Source organism: Amycolatopsis sp. GA6-003, assembly GCF_046267895.1.
GTDB lineage: Bacteria > Actinomycetota > Actinomycetes > Mycobacteriales > Pseudonocardiaceae > Amycolatopsis.
The window spans coordinates 3,143,401-3,161,890 of record NZ_CP176499.1 but is presented as its reverse complement, the minus strand read 5'-3'; the positions used below and the strand labels follow the sequence as shown (position 1 = coordinate 3,161,890).

The window sequence follows — 18,490 nt, the reverse complement described above, 5'->3', positions numbered from 1 at the left end:
CCGGACGATGCAACACTGGTTTCACGCTGGCGGCGGATACTTGAACCCGAAACTTCCCGGGTGGTCTCACCGCCGGAAGCCGTGGAAGACGACGAAACCTGCCGCCACCGCCTCGCGGGTCGCGGCTGAGGGGTGAGGTGCTGGGCCCGTGCTTGCCTATGTGATCGGCGTGGTGCTTTTCGCGCTCGCGATCTGTGTTTCGGTCGCGTTGCACGAAGCGGGCCACATGGTCACCGCCCGGATGTTCGGGATGCGGGTCCGCCGGTACTTCGTCGGCTTCGGCCCGACGGTGTTCTCCTTCCGGCGCGGCGAGACCGAGTACGGCCTCAAGGCGATCCCGCTCGGCGGCTTCTGCGACATCGCGGGCATGACCGCGCTCGACGAGGTCACGCCCGAAGAGGCCCCGCGCGCGATGTGGCGGTTCAAGGCCTGGAAGCGGACCGTCGTGATGTCGGCCGGTTCCATTACGCACTTCCTGCTCGGCTTCGTCGTGCTGTATGCGATGGCGGCCACGATGGGCCTGCCGAACGTCGACCAGAAGCCGATCGTCTCCACCATCTCCGACTGCGTGCGCGGCGGCACCACGGTCGCGCAGGTCAACAACCCGGTCTGCCAGCCCGGCGACCCGGCCCCGGCGAAGAAGGCGGGCCTGCTGCCCGGCGACGTCGTGGTCTCGGTGGCCGGCAAGCCGACGCCGACCTGGGACGCGATGGTGGCCCAGGTCAAGGCGGTCTCCGGGCCGGTCCCGGTGGTCGTCGAGCGCGGCGGGGCGCAGCAGACGTTCGTCGTGGACGTGCCCAAGGTGACCCGCCCGGCCGCGAACGGCGGCACCGAATCGGTGGGCGCGGTCGGCGTCGGGGTCGCGCGGAGCATCCAGTACAGCGCGGTCGGCGCGTTCGGCGGCGCGGCGTCGTTCACCGGCGACATGTTCGCCCGCACGTGGGACGGGCTGATGGCCTTCCCGAAGCGCATCCCGGCGGTCTTCAACTCGATCTTCGGCGGCGAACGCGACCCGGACACCCCGGTCAGCGTCGTCGGCGCGAGCCGGCTCGGCGGCGAGGCGGTCGAGGCCGGGCTCTGGCAGGTCTTCCTGCTGCTGCTGGCCAGCCTGAACTTCTTCATCGGCGTGTTCAACCTGCTGCCGCTGCTGCCGATGGACGGCGGGCACATCGCGATCGTCTGGTACGAGCGGGTGCGCGACTGGCTGCGCGGCCTGCGCGGCAAGCCCGCGGGCGGCCCGGTCGACTACACCAAGCTGTCCGCGATCACGATGGTGCTGGTGGTGATCGGCGGCGGCGTCACGCTGCTCACCGTCACGGCGGACATCGTCAACCCGATCCGCCTGCAGTAACCGCGCGCACCGGCCGGGTCACGCACGCGCCCCCGGCCGCCCGACCGGGGGTAACGCTGCTCACCGCGTCGGCTGACTTCGTTGAACCGCGCCCGGGTGGGGTGGGTACGCTGGAAGCGTGACCGTCGCGTTAGGTATGCCCGCTCTGCCCCCGCCCGTTCTCGCCGAGCGTCGCAAGACCCGCCAGCTGATGGTGGGGTCGGTGGGAGTCGGCAGCGACCACCCGATCTCGGTGCAGTCGATGACCACGACGCTGACCTCCGACGTCAACGCCACCCTGCAGCAGATCGCCGAGCTGACCGCGGCCGGCTGCGACATCGTGCGCGTCGCGTGCCCGTCGGCCGACGACGCCGAGGCGCTGCCCGCGATCGCGAAGAAGTCGCAGATCCCGGTGATCGCCGACATCCACTTCCAGCCCAAGTACGTGTTCGCCGCGATCGAGGCAGGCTGTGCCGCGGTGCGGGTGAACCCGGGCAACATCCGCAAGTTCGACGACCAGGTCAAGGAGATCGCGCAGGCCGCGAAGGACCACGGCACGCCGATCCGGATCGGCGTCAACGCCGGGTCGCTCGACAAGCGGCTGCTGGAGAAGTACGGCAAGGCCACCCCGGAAGCGCTCGCCGAATCGGCGATGTGGGAGGCCTCGCTGTTCGCCGAGCACGATTTCCACGACATCAAGATCTCGGTCAAGCACAACGACCCGGTCGTGATGGTGCGCGCCTACGAGATCCTCGCCGAACAGTGCGACTACCCGCTGCACCTCGGCGTCACCGAGGCCGGGCCCGCGTTCCAGGGCACGATCAAGTCCGCCGTCGCGTTCGGCGCGCTGCTGCGCCAAGGCATCGGCGACACCATCCGGGTGTCGCTGTCCGCGCCGCCGGTGGAGGAGGTCAAGGTCGGCACGCAGATCCTGCAGTCGCTGAACCTGCGGCCGCGGAAGCTGGAGATCGTGTCGTGCCCGTCGTGCGGACGTGCGCAGGTGGACGTCTACACGCTCGCCGACCAGGTCACCGCCGGGCTGGAGGGGATGGAAATCCCGCTGCGCGTCGCGGTGATGGGCTGCGTGGTGAACGGCCCCGGCGAAGCGCGCGAGGCCGACCTCGGCGTCGCGTCCGGCAACGGCAAGGGCCAGATCTTCGTGAAGGGCGAGGTCATCAAGACCGTGCCGGAGCACGCGATCGTGGAGACCCTGATCGAAGAGGCCATGCGCATCGCCGAGGAATCCGGCGAATCGATCGGCGAGGGTACGCCGAGCGTCACCGTCGGCTGAGTTTTTCTTCGCGGAAAGGGCTTCTCGGTTTCGGCCGAGGAGCCCTTTTCTTTTGGGCCGAAGCCGTGTGCCAGACGGCGATCGAAGCGGAGGACCCGTTCACGGACGCTAGTCGGCCGCCTCGGTTCTGAAAGCGATCTCGAAGACGACGCCGCGTTCGTGTGTCCGCCAGGACCAGCGCAGGCTCCTCGCTTTCGTACCGCTTAGGAAGAGCCGCGTGCCCAACTCCACGGACGCGGGGGCCGGGGCTCTTCACCCGGCCACCTCAGCCGCGCAGGTGGTGTTGCGCCGCCTCGCGGATCTGGATCCGGACGTTTTCCAGCGAAGCCGCGACCTCGTCGATCTGCCGGATCGCGATCTGCACCGAACCCTGGATCGCGGTCGCGGTGCCGGTTTCGCCGAGCAGACCGAGGACCTGGGCCTGCAGGTCTTCCAGCTCGCCCTTCGTGGCGAGCGCGATTCCGGTCGGCACCTGGTCGGCCAGCAGTTCGAGCTGCTGCGCCTGTTCCTGGATCGTCATCGGGGCTTCTCCTCGTCGTGGGGACCGCTCTCCCGTGGTAGCAGAATCCGCCCGATTCCGGGCTAGCCTGGTCGCGTGAGTCACAGCTGGGCCGTCCGTCCGCCGCATCCGGTGCTGCGGGGCCTGGTCACGCGGTATGTCGGCTACGCGCAGGAGAACGTCACCCTCGAGGTGCACCGCGGGTTGCCGTCGCGGCATCTCACGCTCGTGATCAGCCTCGAGGAGCCGATCCGGTACGCCGGGCTGGCCGGGGCCGGAGCGCTGCGGAGCGTGGTCGGCGGCCTGCACACCGAACCCGCGCTGATCACGCAGGATCGCGTGCAGCGCGGGGTGCAGCTGGAGCTGGATCCGCTCGGCGCGCGGACGCTGCTGGGCGTCACGGCCGCCGAGCTGACCGGCCGGGTGACCGACCTCGCCGACTTCGGCGGCGACCTCGCCCGGCTTCCGGACCGGCTCGCCGAGGCAGGCGATTGGCGCACCCGGTTCGCGATTCTCGACGAGGTACTGGCCGCGCGGGCGGTCGAGCCCGCCGAGCAGCCGCCGGAACTGGACCGGGCGTGGCACGAACTGCGCCGCAGCGGCGGACAGGTGCGGGTCGGCGAACTGGCGCGCGAGGTCGGCTGGAGCCGACGGCACCTGGGAGAGCGGTTCCGCGCCGAACTGGGCCTGCCCCCGAAACAGGCGGCGCGCGTGCTGCGCTTCGAACGCGCGGTCCGGCTGCTGCGGACCGGGCACCGCGATCTGGCTGGGATCGCTTACGCCGCCGGGTATTACGACCAGGCGCACTTCTCGAACGAGTGGCGCGCGCTGGCCGGGTGCTCGCCGCGGACGTGGATGGCCGAGGAGCTCCCAGCGCTGGGTTACCAGCCCGCCGACGGCGATCCCGCTTGAGCGCCACTGCTGAGCGAACGCCGAAGGGACGCCGCAGCTCAGGGCAGGAGTGCCTCCGGCGAGAACGAGGTGCTGGACGAGCCGAGCCAGCAATCCTCAGGCATCGCCGATCTGCGCAGCGCCCGGCTGACGGCTGGCGTTCTCCCCGCAGAGCTCCCGTTTCTCCAAGACGACACGAAGCCCGCCACCACAGAATCAATGGCATGACTCCACCACCGACAGTCTGGCCAGCCTTCCGCTACCGCGATGCCCGCGGCGCGATCCGTTTCCTCACCGACGTTCTCGGCTTCGAAGAAACCCTCGTGGTCCCGGGAGAAAACGGCGTCGCGCACGCCGAACTTCGTTGGCCGGAAGGAGGTGCCGTGATGCTGGGCAGCTGCGGCGGTCCCGCGGACGGCGTGCACGACGACATGAAACCCGGTGCCAGCGCGGTGTACGTGGTCTCGGACCGGGTCGACGAGATTTACGCGCGCGTGCGCGAAGCCGGTGCCGAGATCAGCCTGGAGCTGCACGACACCGGCTACGGCTCGCACACGTTCACCGTCCGCGATCCCGAAGGGAATGCTTGGACGATCGGGACTTACCGGGGCGCTCAGCCTTCGGGGTAGAAGACGAACAGCGTGCAGCCGGTCTCCGTCGCGGGGACATGCCACGACCCGGCCGGGGCGTGGATGAACGTGCCCGCCGGGTAGTCGCGGGCACCGTCGTTGAAGGTGCCGGACACGACGAAGACTTCTTCGGGACCCGGCTCGTGCACGTCGCGCTCCGGCCACGTGCTGCCGGGATCGAACTCGACCACGTTGGCGTGCGCGCCGTTTTCGCCCTTCCACAGCGGGCGGAGGCGGATGCCGGGGAACAGGTCCTTCACCGGGGCTTCGTCGACCGGGACCGACGTGTAGCCCGGCTGAGCAAGGATTTCGGAATGCATGGGTCCCAGCTTGGCTCCCCGTGCGCGCGCGGGACAGTGTCAGGAAAGACGTCATAGGGTACTTTCTTGCCATGCATCGCGTGGTCGCTCTGGTCCGGCCGGTGCAGTCGACGTTCGAACTCGGCTGCGGCGCCGAAGTGTTCGGCACGCCGCGGGACGGCGTGCCGCAGTACTACGAATTCGACGTGTGCACCGAGAATCCCGGCCCGGTGCCGACCTCGGCCGGGTATTCGATGCACGTCTCCCACGGGCTCTCCAGGCTCGCCACGGCCGACACCGTGCTGATCCCCGGCTGGCTGCCGGTCGAGACGCCGCTGTCTCCGAAGGTGCGCCGGGCTTTGCTGAACGCGCACAAACGCGGCGCCCGGCTGGTGACGATCTGCTCGGGCGTTTTCGCGCTGGCTCAGACCGGGCTGCTGGACGGACGATCGGCGACCACGCACTGGGCGCGAGCCGAGCAGCTGCGACGCGATTTCCCGGCAGTGCGCGTGGAACCGGACGTGCTCTACGTGGACCACGGCGACGTCGCCACGAGCGCGGGCGCGGGTGCGGGCATCGACCTGTGCCTGCACCTGGTCCGCCAGGATCACGGAGCGGCGCACGCGGCCCTCGTCTCGCGGCACATGGTGATGCCGACGCACCGCGAGGGCGGGCAGGTGCAGTACGCGCCGCCGCAAGCGTCCGCGGACGCGCTGGACGGCCTGCTCGACTGGGCGGGGGAGCGGCTGGACACGCCGTTGTCGGTCGAGGATTTGGCTGCCTACCTGCGGGTCTCCCCGCGGACGTTGGCCCGCCGGTTCGCGGATCAGCTGGGGACGAGTCCGGGCGCGTGGCTGCTGTCGAGAAGGGTGGCCGAGGCGCGGCGGTTGCTGGAGGAGACCGATCTGCCGGTGGACGCGATCGCGACGCGGGTCGGCCTGGTGTCGGCGGTGAATTTGCGCCGCCGGTTCCGCGCGCGGGTGGGGACGACTCCGGGGGCGTATCGGCGGGCGTTCCGCTTGCGGTGATCGGCGCGCACCGGCAGGGAGGTCCGGTACGCGCCGATCGGCCGGGTTACGCGGTGGTGGTTTGCACCGACACCGCGGGGCCGACGCCGGTTCCGGTGACGGCGGCGATGGTGAACGTGTACGCGGTGCCGGGCTTCAACCCGTCCACCACGCGGGTCAGGCCCTTCTGCGTGGGCTGGCTGACGATCGTGTCGCGTCCGGTGATCTCGATGGTGCGGCCGTCGGACACGGTGATCCGGTAGCCGATCACCGGGGTGGACCCGGTTTCCTTCGGCGGCGTCCAGCGGATGCTCGCCGCGTCGGTGCTCGGCAGCGCCTTCGCCCCGGTCGGGACGGCCGCGAGCTGCGTGCCCGGCTGCGCGACGGTGACCGGTGCCGACGGCAGCGACGGCAGGCCGATCCCGTACCGGTTCCGTGCGGCGACCGTGACCGTGTACGTCTGGCCGTCGGTCAGCTTCGGGATCACCGTGTACCCGGTGCGCGCGAAGTCCTTGGCAGACACCGAAGTCGTCACGCTGTGCTTGCCGTCCGAAGCGGTCAGCACGTAGTCCTGCACCGGGGCGCCGTTTTCCGCGACCGTCGGGTTCCAGGTCGCGTACAGCTGCCCGGACACCGAGAAGGTGCCGATCCGCGTCGGGGCCTGCGGAGCGGACGCGCCGTCGATCCGGCGGTTCAGCACCGAACGGTGGCCCGGTTCGATCCCCGCGTTGTCCACAATGGACTTAGGCGCGGCGGCCGGGTTGTTCAGCAGGTGGTTGCCGGACGTGATGACGCCCTTCTTGTTGCCGTCCGGATCGCCCTGCTCCCAGTAGTTGCCGGAGATGACGGTCGGGTCGTTGTTGCCGAGCGAATCGCGGTAGTCGACGTGCGTGGAGGCGACGTTGGCGTACGCCGCGTGGTAAAGCACGTTGCCGGAAACGGTTTCGTAGGTGCATCCGTTGTCGGTGTAGACCGATTTCCCGAGTCCCCACTGGTCGTAGATGACGTTCCCGGTCACCTTCTCGCCCTCGGCCTGCGACGGGCCGGTGATGCCCTGGGTGTAGATGCCGCCGCCGTCGTCCAGCGAAAGCATGTAGTCGTGGATCAGGTTGTTCGACACCACGTTGTTGCGCGAAACGTTCGGCGTCGCGGGCTGCTTGATCTTGTCCGGCCAGCCGCCCCAGCCCATCGAAATGCCGGAGTACGCCACGTGGTCGATCTGGTTGTGCGACACGACATTGTCCTGCGAATACCCGTTGACGATCGGGACCCCGCCGGTGAATTCGCGCGGCATGCCGTACAGGTGGGTGTTGGTCACCTTGACCCGCGCGGTCAGGTCCGCGCCCGCCGCGTTCGGCTTGCTGACCCCGCCGATTTCGACGCCGTTGCCGGAGATGTCGGTGAACACGCTGTCGGACACGGTGCTGTCCTGCGCGCCTTCGCCGAGGTCGAGCCCGGCCGCGCCGAGGTGTGCGAAGACGGTGTCGGTGAACTCGATCCGGTGCCCGTGCGACATCGAGACGTTGCCGGGTTCCTTCGTCCAGTCCGCGTACGGGCAGGTGCCGCCGGGCGTGAACTGGCACAGCCCCTGCGTGGCCCAGCCGCGTTCGCCGGTGATCCGGTAGCCGGCCTGGATTTCGGAGAAGCCTTCCGGCGACGACGGTTCCAGCCAGGTCGCGTAGGAGAACTGGATGCCGCGGAACGAGATGTCGTGGATCGGCGCTTCGGCGGTGCCGCGGCCGTCCACCAGCTTCTCCAGCGCGGGCATCTCGACGTCGGCCCAGTGCGGGTTCTCGCCCTTGCGCGGCAGGTAGTACACGGTGTGCGCGGAGCGGTCGAGGTACCACTCGCCGGGGGTGTCCAGCAGCTCGAACGCATTCTCCACATAGGACGGCTGGCGTCCGTTGGTGAGATCGCCGGGGCCGACCATGTTGACCGAACGGCCGGGGATGTCGGCGAACATCACGCGCCGGGTCGAGTTGTCCCAGCACGGCTGCGCCATGGTGATCGTCGTGCCCTGCGCCGAGGCGATCGGGCAGCGCGGCTCGGTCCACTGGCCGAGGCCGTTGCGCTCGACGTTCCACAGCTCCTCGCCGCTGGTGTAGACCAGCTCGAGGTCGCTCGGGTTCCGCCAGTGCGCCATGGTGTCCGCGGAGGCGGTGTATCCGGTGTCGGTCGCCTTCACGCTGACCGGGAGCCGGCCGGACGCCCGCTGCGCGCGGACACCGTCGACGTACAGCTGGCGGGTGTTGTCCAGCCCGGCGGGCGCGGGCGCGGAGTAAAGCCCCGGCCGCCCGGCGACCGGACGCCAGCCGGTGACCTGCTTGCCGCCGCTGACCACGGTGCCCGGCGAGCCCTGCCAGACGACCCGGTGGCCGTTCGTGCCGGAATCGGCCGCGTCGAGTTGCAGCGGTTTGTCGAGCCGGTAGGTGCCGGAGGCGACGTGCACGGTCAGGTCGGAATGCAGGTGCGCGGCGCGTTGCCGGACCAGCTGCTGGGCGCGGGGGAGCGTGCGCACCGGCGACCAGGCGGCCCCGGACCCGGAGTCGTTGCCCCACGGCGAGACGTACACGTCCTGGCTGCCCGGCCACGCCGCGGCCGCGCCGGCGGGCAGCAGCGCGGTCGCCGCCACCACCGCCGCGGCCAACCCGAGGGAGCGCGCTGGTCTGAGCTTCATCCGGGACCTCCGTGTTCGCCAGTGAACGACGCGAGCCTGCGCCGCAAGAAAGATAGGATCTATTGTCGACCGTGTCGAGAGGTCGCGAGCGAATATTCCCGGCATTCACGGTGGTGAACAGGGGTGGTCCGGTCGGCGGGTTCCGTCCCGGTTAACGGGCATTGATCTGATGAATCATTGCTGACCCCGGTTCGGCGCGCGTACAACGAAGCGATCCCCGGGAGAGGTGGTCGCGATGAAGCGAAGTCGGATCGGTGTGCTGGCCGCGGCGGCAGCGGTGCTCTTCGGATCGCTGGCCGGAACGGCCGCGGCGGACAGCCAGTCGGTCGAGTCCTGGACGCCGGTGGCGAGAACGCCGCCGATGGGCTGGAGCAGCTGGAGCGCGCTGCGCCGGAAGTTCACCGAAGAGACGATCAAGGCGCAGGCCGACGTCATGCACGACCAGCTCGCCAAGTACGGCTACCGGTACCTCAACATCGACGCGGGCTGGAACGACCACGTCGACGAGTTCGGCCGGGTCGCGGCGGACCCGAAGAAGTTCCCGAACGGCGTCGCCTCGCTGGCCAGGTACCTGCACCAGCGCGGCCTGAAATTCGGCATCTACCTGGTGCCCGGCGTTCCGGCGCAAGCGGTCGCGGCCGATTCGCCGATCGAGGGCACGCCGTACCGCGTGCACGACATCGTCATGCCCGGCGCGGGCAACACCGCGGACGACAAATCCGCGAAACTCGACTTCGGCAAGCCCGGCGCGGCCGCGTACGTCCGCTCGCAGGCGCGGCAGCTGGCCTCGTGGGGCGTCGACTACATCAAAATGGACTTCGTCGGCCCCGGCGGCGGAAAGATCCCCGCGGACAACCGCGAGGACATCCGGCAATGGCACGCGGCGATCCAGGCCACCGGCCGCCCGATCCACTTGGAACTGTCCAATTCGCTCAGCATCGCCGAGGCCGCGACCTGGCAGCGCTACAGCAACGGCTGGCGGATCGAGGGCGACATCGAGTGCTACTCGCACTGCGTCGGCCTGACGAACTGGGATGTCCGCGTCAAACTGCGCTTCGCCGACGCTCCCAAGTGGACGCAATTCGCGGGTCCGGGCCACTGGAACGACCTGGACTCGATCGAGGTCGGCAACGGCGAAGCGAACGGCATCACCCCGGACGAACGGCAGAGCGTCATGACGCTGTGGGCGATCGAAGCCTCGCCGCTGCTGCTCGGCACCGACCTGACCAAACTCGACCCGGACGACCTGAAACTGCTCACCAACCGCGAGGTGCTGGCTGTCGACCAGGCAGGACGGCCGGCGCGTCCGGTCTCGCAGGCGACCCAGCAGCAGGTGTGGTTCAGCCCCGACGGCCACGGCGGCGTGACGGTCGCGCTGTTCAACCTGGGTTCGACGGAAGCCCCGGTGACCGCGTCCTGGGCGGACCTGGGACTGCACGGCCCGGCGGCAGTGCGGGATCTGTGGACGCATCGGAACCTGGGCGTGAGCCGGGACAGCTTCACCGCGACGCTGGCACCGCACGCTTCGCGGCTGCTGCATTTGGTTCCGCGGCACCACTGAGCCCAACGTCCGTGAGGGAGCCATTCACGGACTCTGATTCCCCCAGGGTTCCCTTCACGGACCGCTGGGGAAGAAGCTCCGGAGGCACCCGGGCGGGGTGCCTCCGGAGCGCTTCGGCGTGCGCGCACCCGGTCCGGGCACGGTCGGTGGCGAGGCTCGCCGGGGCGCCGCCGTTCGGGTGCGAGGGCTGTTCATCTCAGCGTGTCGGCCGGCTCGCGTTCCGTTCACCCGGTTCATCTGGCACTCTGGACCCCGTGTTGCGGCTTGCAGGTGCACGGCTGCTCGACGATCGGGACTATCCGGCGGTGCGCGCTGCACTCGCCGCCGACCCGGTGGGCAGCTGCATGGTCAGCGCCCGGGTCGAGGCGGCCGGTCTCGACCCGTGGCGGCTCGGTGGCGAGCTGTGGGCGGCCGATTCCCGTCCGGTGCGCGCCGGACGGCTCACCGGGCTGTGCTTCGCCGGGCCCAACCTGATCCCGTTGCGCGGCAACGCTTCGGCGCTGCGGTCGTTCGCCGACCGGGCTCTGCGTCGCCAGCGCACCTGCTCCTCGCTCGTCGGTCCGGCGCCGCAGGTGCTCGGGCTCTGGGACGAGCTGTCGGCGGAATGGGGACCGGCCCGCGAAGTGCGCGGCGACCAGCCGCTGATGGCGCTGGAAGGCGACCCGCTCGTGCCCGCCGATCCGCAGGTCCGGACCGTCCGCCCGCACGAACTGGACCGCTACCTGCCCGCGGCCGTGGCGATGTTCATCGAGGAGGTCGGCGTCGACCCGCGCGCCGGCGACGGCGGGGCCAGCTACCGCGCCCGGGTCAGCGAGCTGATCTCCACCGGCCGCGCGTTCGCCCGGTTCGAGGACGGCGAGGTCGTGTTCAAGGCCGAGATCGGCGCGATGTCCGCGCGGGTCGGCCAGATCCAGGGCGTGTGGGTGCACCCGGACCGGCGCGGCAGCGGGCTCGGCACCGCGGGCACGGCGGCGGTGGTGAATCGCCTGGTCCACGGCCTCGGCCGGACCGCGAGCCTGTACGTGAACGGGTTCAACGCGCCCGCGCTCGCGGCGTACCGGCGGATCGGGTTCCAGCAGGTCGGCCAGTACGCGACGGTGCTGTTCTGAGCTGGCTGCGCCGCGGCCGGACGAGGTCGTAGGCTGGGGACATGTCCGTTCGCGCCCCGTTGAAGCCCGGTGTCCAGACGCCGCGCCGTGCCGTCCCCGCCGACATCGCCCGCCCCGAGTACGTGGACCGGCCGGCGCCGAAACGGGACACCGGCAACGGAGTGCGCACGCCCGAGGTCATCGAGGCGATGCGGGTCGCGTCGAAGATCGCCGCGCAGGCGCTCGAAGAAGGCGGCAAGGCGGTCAAGCCGGGCGCGACGACCGACGACATCGACAAGGTCGTGCACGAGTTCCTGCTCGACCACCACGCGTACCCGTCCACGCTCGGCTACCGCGGCTACCCGAAGTCGTGCTGCACCTCGCTGAACGAGGTGATCTGCCACGGCATCCCGGACTCGACCGTGATCGAGGACGGCGACATCTGCAACATCGACGTGACCGCCTACATCGGCGGCGTGCACGGCGACACCAACGCGACCTTCCTCGCCGGCGACGTCTCCGAGGAGGTGCGCCTGCTGGTCGAGCGCACCCGCGAGGCGACCGCACGCGCGATCAAGGCGGTCCGCCCCGGCCGTCAGCTCAACGTGATCGGCCGGGTGATCGAGGCGTACGCGAAGCGCTTCGGCTACGGCGTGGTCCGCGACTTCACCGGCCACGGCGTCGGCCCGGCCTTCCACACCGCGCCGACGGTGCTGCACTACGAGGAGCCCTCGGTGCAGACGCTGATCGAGGAGGGCATGACCTTCACGATCGAGCCGATGATCACGCTCGGCACCATCGACTACGACCTGTGGGACGACGACTGGACGGTCACCACGAAGGACAAGAAGTGGACCGCCCAGTTCGAGCACACCCTCGTGGTGACGGCTGACGGCGCGGAGATCCTGACGCTGCCGTAGGGGGTGTCGTGAGTGTTGATCCCGGTTCTAACCGGGATAAGCACTCACGAGGCCCGAACCGGATCTCCCGCTCACAACTCCTCGGCCCGCGCGATCAGCTCGTCCAGGAACCCGGCCGCTTCGGCGGCCGCCCGGTCGGCGTCGCGGGCTTCGATCGCGTTCACCAGCTCCCGGTGCCGGATCTCCTCCGCGTGCTCCGGATTGTCCGAAGTGGACGCCACGCTCGCGGTGATGGCTTCCATCAGTCCGCGGTACAGCTCCAGCAGCAGCCCGTTGTGCCCGCAGCGGACCACGACCTGGTGGAACTCCGCGTCGCTGCGGGCGAAATCGTCGAGGCGGCCTTCGTCCCAGTCGGTGTCGCGCCGGTTGAGGAGGACCCGCAGCTCGGCCAAGTCCTCGTCGGTGCGCGCGGTCGCCGCCAGCCGGGCGCCCTCGACCTCCAGCAGCCGCCGGACGTGCAGCACCTCGCGCAGTTCCGTCCCGCACAGGCGGCGGATCGCGCCGGACACTTCGCTCGTCGCGCGCACGTACGTGCCGTCGCCCTGGCGGACTTCCAAGATCCCGGTGTGCGCCAGCGCGCGCACGGCCTCGCGGACCGTGTTGCGCCCGACGCCCAGCTGCGCGGACAGCTCCGGCTCGGTCGGGATCCGGTGCCCGATCGGCCATTCTCCGGCGGTGACCGCCTCGCGCAGCTGCTCGATGACTTGGTCGACGAGTCCGGCGCGGCGGGTGGTGGCCAACGGCACAGCCTGATCCCTTCATCCAATCATCCTATGTATGGAATAGTAGCGCACATGCCCGCCGATTCCCCCGATTCCGCAGCCGTGTCCACCGCCACCTATTCCGACCGGCTCGAGCTCGAGCTGGAAGGCAGCCTCGAGGAGGAGGTGCCCGCCGGTCGCCGGCCGGGCGTGGTGGCAGGCGGCGTGCTGCTGGCGATCGCGGTGGTGCTGACGGCGATGAACCTGCGGCCGGCGATCACGAGCGTCGGCCCGCTGCTCGCGGAAATGCGCGGCACCCTCGGCGCGTCCGCGGTGTGGGCGAGCATCCTCACGACCCTGCCCGGCCTGTGCTTCGCCGGGGCCGGCCTGGCCGCGCCCGTGCTGTCGCGCCGTCTGGGCATCGGACCGGCGATCGGCCTGGCGCTGACCGTGCTGACCGCGGGCCTGGTGGTGCGGGTGCTCGACGGACCGTACGTCGTGCTCGGCGGCACGCTCGTCGCCACCGCCGGGATCGCGCTGGTCAACGTGCTGATCCCGGTGGTCATCAAGGATTCGTTCCCGGCCCGCGTCGGGCTCATGACCGGCGTCTACACCGCGGCGCTGCAGGGCGGCGGCGCGGCGGGTTCCGCGCTGAGCCCGCCGCTGGAATCGGCCCTCGGCGGCTGGCGGGCCGCGCTCGGCAGCTGGGGCGTGCTGTCGGCGATCGCGCTGGTCGCGTGGCTGCTCGCGGCGCGCGGCACCGGCCGTCCGCCGCGTCCGGCCGCGGGTTCGGCTCCCGCCCGGTCGCTGATGCGCAGCCCGCTGGCGTGGATCGTCACGATCTTCTTCGGCTTGCAGTCGTTCATCGCCTACGTCGTGATGGGCTGGCTGCCGCAGGTGTTCATCGACGCGGGCGTGAGCAAGGCCGACGCCGGCCTGCTGCTCGGCCTGATCTCGGTGATCGCGGTGCCGATCAGCCTGGTGATCCCGCCGATCGCGGCGCGGCAGAAGAGCCAGAGCCCGTGGATCGTCGGAATGGGCGTCTTCGGCGCGGCCGGCATGCTTGGTTTGGTCATCGCGCCCGGGTTCTCGCCGCTGCTGTGGAGCCTCCTGCTCGGCATCGGGATGAGCGTGTTCTCGCTGGCCCTGACGGTGATCGCGCTGCGAGCCCGCACCGGAGCCGAAACGGCGCGGCTGTCGGGAATGGCGCAGGGCTTCGGCTACCTGCTGGCGGCGGTGGGCCCGTTCGTCTTCGGCCTGCTGCACGACGCGACGGGCAGCTGGACGGTGTCGCTGATCGTGCTGCTGGTGGTGATGGTGACGCAGATGGTCTTCGGCGCACTGTCGGGGCGGCGGCGCTTCGTCTGACGAGGTTTCGTGAGTGTTCAAGCCGATTCGCCCCGGCTTGAACACTCACGCACCTGTCAGTTCAGCGCTGCCAGGAACGGCTCGGGCAACTGCCCGGTGCGCCGCACGTCGTCCAGTGCGGCCACCGCTACCGCGAGGCATTCCGCGGTCCATTCGGCCGGCTTCGCCCGCAGTTCCTCCAGCAGCGCCGCTGTCGCGGCCGTAGTCCCGAGTTCGGCTCGCCGCGCCGCGAACATCAGCTCGAGATCCGTGACCTCGCTCCAGCGAGCGGCCAATTCCTCCGCCGGCACCACGATTTCCCCGGCGATCATGTCCGTCATGTCAGTCCCCGCACCTCCGCGGGAACCCTAACAACGCGAGATCCTTGTTACCCGATTCGGGAATCGCTCCACTCTGGGTAGCGCCGGAGTCAGTCCAGCGGCAGATTCAGCAGCGCGTTCTCCACCAGTTCCGGCATCGCCGGGTGGATCCAGTACTGTCCGCGAGCCATCGACCGCGCGTCGAGGCCGAAGCTCATCGCCTGGATGAGCGGCTGGATCACCGTCGACGCCTGCGGTCCGATGATGTGCGCGCCCAGCAGCTGGCCGGTCGCCGGGTCGGCCAGCAGCTTCGCGAAACCGGTGGTGTCCTCCATCGCCCAGCCGTAGGCGATGCCCGCGTAGTCCTGCTTCGAGACCACAAAGGACAGTCCGCGTTCGGTCGCCTGCGCCTCGGTCAGCCCGACCGACGCCACCTGCGGCGAGGTGAACACCGCGTGCGGCACGAAGCGGTGGTCGGCCTGGATCCGGTCGTCCGGGTGCAGCAGATTGTGTTGCACCACCCGGGCTTCGTGGTTCGCGACGTGCTTCAGCTCCAGCGGCGACGAGATGTCCCCGAGCGCGTAAATGCCTTCGACGGACGTCTGCTGGTAGTCGTCCACCACGACGTGCCCGCGTTCGGTGGTGGCGACGCCGGTCGCGCCCACGTCGAGCAGATCGGAGTTCGGCTTGCGGCCGGTGGCGACCAGGATCAGGTCGGCCTCGACCGTCTCCGCGCCCTGCGGGCCTTCGAGGTCCAGCGCGACCCCGGTGTCCGTGCGGCGCGCGCGGACCGTCTTGCGGTCCAGCCGGACGTCGAACCGCTGCGAAGCCAGTTCGGTGAACCGGGCGCTGACGTCCGCGTCCTCTTGGCGCAGCAGCGCGCCGGAACGGTTGACCAGCGTGACCGCCACGCCGAACGACGCGAAGACGTGCGCGAACTCGGCCGCGATGTACCCGCCGCCGAGGACGACGATCCGCTGCGGCAGGTCGTCGAGCCGCATGATCGTGTCGGAGGTGTAGTAGCCGGTGTCGGCCAGTCCCGGCACGTCCGGGATCACCGGGCGCCCGCCCGCGGCGAGCACGAACTTCTCGGCGGTGACGACCTCGTCCGGGCGGCCGTCGGGGAAGCTGACGCGCAGCTGCCTCATCCCGGTGAACCGGCCTTCGCCGCGGTAGACGTCGACGTTGCGGTTGTCCTCGTGGTTCTCGCGGTACTCCGCGCCGCCCTCGGCGATCGGGTCGATCCGGCCGAAGATCCGGTCCCGGATGTCCGGCCAGCGCACCGCGGTGAGCTGCTCGTCCACGCCGAGGCGCGAGCTGCCCGCGGGCGTCGCGGCGACGTCGGCGGCGTAGACGAACATCTTCGTCGGGATGCAGCCGACGTTCAGGCAGGTCCCGCCGAACACGCCCTTCTCGACGATGGCCGTCCGGAGGTCGGCGAACTCCGGCCCGAGGATCGAATTGCCCGATCCGGTCCCGATGATCACCAGGTCGTAGTGCGGCACGGCGGTCCTTCCCGAAAGCGGTCTGCTGCCAGCCTAGTCAACTCCGGTACCCCGCCCGGGTGTTCCCGGATCACTCGCCGTTGGCTGTGAAGTGCATCCGGTCGACCGGCGACTTCCACGCCCCGCCCCACTGCCAGCCCGCCGCGGCGAACGCGCGTACGACCGGGCCGCCGGCGGTGACCATCCCCGGCCGCACCTTCGCGCGGTCGAGGTAGGCGGACGCCAGCTCCGGGAGGACGAGATCGTCCTTGGTGTAGGGATTGCAGAACGGATTGACGTCGACCGCGAGCCCGTACGCGTGCGCGGACCAGTTCTTCTGCCCGCGCATCGGACGGCAGACGAACGCGCTGGTGTCGTTGCCGTCGCCGGTCGGCGGAGCGCCGAGTTCGGCGGGGGAGGTGATGCGCATTTCCTCGATCGGGAACTGCTGCGCGTACAGCTCGCTGAACGCCTTGACCACCGCTGCCGCGGCGTCCTTGCGGACCAGCAGCTCGCCGGTGTGCGCGCGATGATCGAAGCCCCAGAAGGAAAGCGTGACGTACCGGAGGTCGGCCGCCGATACCGGACAGGCGGCCTGCCAGGTGCTGCGCTTGAGCACGGCGTCGGGTACTTCGGCGATCTTCGCGGTGTACGTCGTGCTGGCCGGCGGTGGGAGGAAGTCCTGGGTCGGCAGCGAACGGTTCACCAGTTCGGGTGGAGTCGGCTGGATCTGGCCGAAGCCGTCCGGGCGCAGCGGCAGCGGACGAGCACCCACCTGCCAGGTGACGACGGGCACGCTCGTCGCTGTCCGAGTTGCCGGAAGTGTCGGGCTGGGCGGTGCCGACGGCGCGGTCAACGGGCTCGGCGGGGGTGCCGCGGGAGTGCCGCTGGCACATCCGGCCAGCAGAAAGCCGATCATTGCGCCGGCCGTCGCGGCTGTTTTCCGTCGCATGACTCCAGCTAAGCGAATGCGCTCGGGGCAGAAAGAGTCCACCCGTTCCAGTGACACCGTTTTGGGCTTGGCCCGATTAGGGTAATCGCGGCCGTGTGTGCACGCGCCGGAGTCGGTTGATTCCCGAGCGCGTCCAGGCCGTGCCGTCGTAGTGCCGATGAAGGGAAAACCCATGCCCGCGAAGTTCCGTCGTCCGGTCCTGCTCGCGGCGGGGACGCTGCTCGCCGCCGCGATCGCGGTCCCGGTCGGTTCGGCCTGGGCGACGCCGTCGTCCGATCCCGGTTCGCACGCCCAGCCCCGCATCGTCGGCGGCAGCGAAGCTTCGCTGGCCGACCACCCGTACGCGGTGTACCTCACCGACCAGAGCGGTTCGCAGTTCTGCGGCGCGGTGATCGTGAGCCCGTCCGCGGTGGCGACCGCCGCGCACTGCGCGAAAGCCGTGCCGAAGTCGTCGGTCCGCGTGGTGGCCGGCCGCCAGGACAAGCGCAGCAGCGACGGCGTGGAACTCGGTGTCTCGCGGGTCTGGGTGAACCCGGACTTCAGCGACCCGACGAAGGGCGACGACATCGCGGTCCTCACCGTGCGCGGGCGGCTGCCGTATCAAGCGGCGAAGCTCGCGGGCAAGGACGACCAGACGCGGTACGCGGAAGGCACGCGGGCGACCGTGCTCGGCTGGGGACGGCTTTCCGAAGGCGGGCAGCGGTCGGACGTGCTGCGCAGCGCCGACGTGCCGCTGGTCAGCGACTCCGCCTGCAAAACGGCCTACGACACCTACGACCCGGCGAGCATGGTGTGCGCCGGCTACCCGCAAGGCGGACAGGACGCCTGCCAGGGAGATTCCGGCGGCCCGCTTGTCGAGGGCGACACGCTGGTCGGCATCGTGTCCTTCGGCGACGGCTGCGGAAAACCGGGCAAGCCCGGCGTGTACACGCGGGTTTCGCAGTTCTCCGACGACATCGCGGCGCAGTCCCAGCCGCGGCTGCTCGGCTGAGCTGTGTTAAGCAGGTGGCGTGACGACTCTGCACCGCGCCGCCGGGCCGGACCTCGCCGCTGCCGATCTCTACGGGATTCTCCGGCTGCGGTCGGACGTGTTCGTGGTGGAACAAGACTGCGTGTACGCGGACATCGACGGGCTCGACCTGCTTCCGGAGACGGAACATCTGTGGCTGACTTCCGGCCCGGAGGTCGTGGCCTGCCTGCGCGTCCTGGCCGAGCCGGGCGGCGGGCGGCGCATCGGGCGAGTGGTGACCGCGAAATCGGCGCGCGGGCAGGGGCTGGCGGCGCGGCTGATGGAGGCCGCGCTGGACGGGGCGACGGGGGAGTTCGTGCTGGACGCCCAGACTTACGCGCAGAAGCTGTACGCGCGGTTCGGGTTTGTCGCTGAGGGCGAGGAGTTCCTCGAGGACGGGATTCCGCACGTCACGATGCGCCGTCCGGCCTGATCGCAGGGTTGGCGGCGCGGTGATCGCGGTGGCGTACGTCCCGAGAACGCTC

At 70.2% G+C, this 18,490-nt stretch carries 18 protein-coding genes; 11 read left to right on the top strand and 7 right to left on the bottom strand.

The features are described from left to right. The first annotated feature begins 148 nt into the window (after nt 1-148). Complete coding sequence (locus F9C12_RS13765) at nt 149-1,351, top strand: M50 family metallopeptidase (protein ID WP_409466125.1); 1,203 nt, start codon at nt 149-151, stop codon at nt 1,349-1,351. 118 nt (nt 1,352-1,469) lie between these two features. Then, nucleotides 1,470-2,621, top strand: a complete 1,152-nt coding sequence (gene ispG, locus F9C12_RS13760) for a flavodoxin-dependent (E)-4-hydroxy-3-methylbut-2-enyl-diphosphate synthase (protein WP_409182364.1) — start codon at nt 1,470-1,472, stop codon at nt 2,619-2,621. A gap of 265 nt (nt 2,622-2,886) precedes the next feature. Here ispG and F9C12_RS13755 read toward each other — a convergent pair whose 3' ends face one another. Beyond that, nucleotides 2,887-3,141, bottom strand: a complete 255-nt coding sequence (locus F9C12_RS13755) for a hypothetical protein (protein ID WP_009074603.1) — start codon at nt 3,139-3,141, stop codon at nt 2,887-2,889. A 75-nt stretch (nt 3,142-3,216) separates the two neighbouring features. Here F9C12_RS13755 and F9C12_RS13750 point away from each other — a divergent pair, with 75 nt between their 5' ends. Continuing rightward, a complete protein-coding gene (locus F9C12_RS13750) occupies nt 3,217-4,032 on the top strand; it encodes a helix-turn-helix domain-containing protein (protein WP_409466124.1) in 816 nt (271 codons plus the stop codon). Nucleotides 4,033-4,235: 203 nt separating this feature from the next. Then, nucleotides 4,236-4,640: a VOC family protein gene (locus F9C12_RS13745; RefSeq protein WP_409466123.1), complete on the top strand. Its 405-nt coding sequence runs from the start codon at nt 4,236-4,238 to the stop codon at nt 4,638-4,640. Here the strand turns inward: F9C12_RS13745 and F9C12_RS13740 are convergent. Beyond that, nucleotides 4,625-4,960 (bottom strand): cupin domain-containing protein, encoded by a 336-nt coding sequence (locus F9C12_RS13740; RefSeq protein ID WP_409466122.1) that lies wholly within the window; start codon nt 4,958-4,960, stop codon nt 4,625-4,627. The two genes, F9C12_RS13745 and F9C12_RS13740, sit on opposite strands and share 16 nt — an antisense overlap. A 71-nt stretch (nt 4,961-5,031) precedes the next feature. On the opposite strand from F9C12_RS13740, the gene F9C12_RS13735 reads away from it, so the two are divergent. Continuing rightward, nucleotides 5,032-5,967: a GlxA family transcriptional regulator gene (locus F9C12_RS13735; protein ID WP_409182360.1), complete on the top strand. Its 936-nt coding sequence runs from the start codon at nt 5,032-5,034 to the stop codon at nt 5,965-5,967. A 46-nt stretch (nt 5,968-6,013) separates the two neighbouring features. Here F9C12_RS13735 and F9C12_RS13730 read toward each other — a convergent pair whose 3' ends face one another. Continuing rightward, on the bottom strand, nt 6,014-8,623 hold the full coding sequence (locus F9C12_RS13730) for a fibronectin type III domain-containing protein (RefSeq protein ID WP_409466121.1): 2,610 nt from the start codon (nt 8,621-8,623) through the stop codon (nt 6,014-6,016). 235 nt (nt 8,624-8,858) lie between these two features. On the opposite strand from F9C12_RS13730, the gene F9C12_RS13725 reads away from it, so the two are divergent. From F9C12_RS13725 to map, 3 genes are all read left to right on the top strand, one after another. Continuing rightward, entirely contained in the window at nt 8,859-10,184 is a 1,326-nt protein-coding gene (locus F9C12_RS13725) for a glycoside hydrolase family 27 protein (RefSeq protein ID WP_409466120.1), read from the top strand. A 254-nt stretch (nt 10,185-10,438) separates the two neighbouring features. Then, on the top strand, nt 10,439-11,293 hold the full coding sequence (locus F9C12_RS13720; protein ID WP_409466119.1) for a GNAT family N-acetyltransferase: 855 nt from the start codon (nt 10,439-10,441) through the stop codon (nt 11,291-11,293). A gap of 41 nt (nt 11,294-11,334) precedes the next feature. Further along, a complete protein-coding gene (map, locus tag F9C12_RS13715; protein ID WP_009074619.1) occupies nt 11,335-12,192 on the top strand; it encodes a type I methionyl aminopeptidase in 858 nt (285 codons plus the stop codon). 71 nt (nt 12,193-12,263) lie between these two features. On the opposite strand, the gene F9C12_RS13710 is transcribed toward map, so the two are convergent. Beyond that, nucleotides 12,264-12,938 carry a FadR/GntR family transcriptional regulator gene (locus F9C12_RS13710; RefSeq protein ID WP_409182355.1) on the bottom strand — a complete coding sequence of 225 codons (675 nt, stop codon included), beginning with the start codon at nt 12,936-12,938 and terminating at the stop codon, nt 12,264-12,266. 48 nt (nt 12,939-12,986) lie between these two features. Here F9C12_RS13710 and F9C12_RS13705 point away from each other — a divergent pair, with 48 nt between their 5' ends. Next, nucleotides 12,987-14,261: a CynX/NimT family MFS transporter gene (locus F9C12_RS13705; RefSeq protein ID WP_409182354.1), complete on the top strand. Its 1,275-nt coding sequence runs from the start codon at nt 12,987-12,989 to the stop codon at nt 14,259-14,261. A 56-nt stretch (nt 14,262-14,317) separates the two neighbouring features. On the opposite strand, the gene F9C12_RS13700 is transcribed toward F9C12_RS13705, so the two are convergent. The 3 genes from F9C12_RS13700 to F9C12_RS13690 form a co-directional block, all read right to left on the bottom strand. Next, nucleotides 14,318-14,581 (bottom strand): hypothetical protein, encoded by a 264-nt coding sequence (locus F9C12_RS13700; protein ID WP_409182353.1) that lies wholly within the window; start codon nt 14,579-14,581, stop codon nt 14,318-14,320. Nucleotides 14,582-14,670: 89 nt separating this feature from the next. Then, nucleotides 14,671-16,065, bottom strand: a complete 1,395-nt coding sequence (locus F9C12_RS13695; RefSeq protein WP_409466118.1) for a mycothione reductase — start codon at nt 16,063-16,065, stop codon at nt 14,671-14,673. A 70-nt stretch (nt 16,066-16,135) separates the two neighbouring features. Beyond that, nucleotides 16,136-16,840 (bottom strand): M15 family metallopeptidase, encoded by a 705-nt coding sequence (locus F9C12_RS13690; RefSeq protein ID WP_409466117.1) that lies wholly within the window; start codon nt 16,838-16,840, stop codon nt 16,136-16,138. Nucleotides 16,841-17,168: 328 nt separating this feature from the next. On the opposite strand from F9C12_RS13690, the gene F9C12_RS13685 reads away from it, so the two are divergent. Together F9C12_RS13685 and F9C12_RS13680 are read left to right on the top strand one after the other, a co-directional pair. Continuing rightward, nucleotides 17,169-17,987 (top strand): S1 family peptidase, encoded by an 819-nt coding sequence (locus F9C12_RS13685; RefSeq protein WP_409466116.1) that lies wholly within the window; start codon nt 17,169-17,171, stop codon nt 17,985-17,987. A 19-nt stretch (nt 17,988-18,006) separates the two neighbouring features. Then, nucleotides 18,007-18,438 (top strand): GNAT family N-acetyltransferase, encoded by a 432-nt coding sequence (locus tag F9C12_RS13680; RefSeq protein ID WP_409466115.1) that lies wholly within the window; start codon nt 18,007-18,009, stop codon nt 18,436-18,438. Nucleotides 18,439-18,490 lie beyond the last annotated feature (52 nt).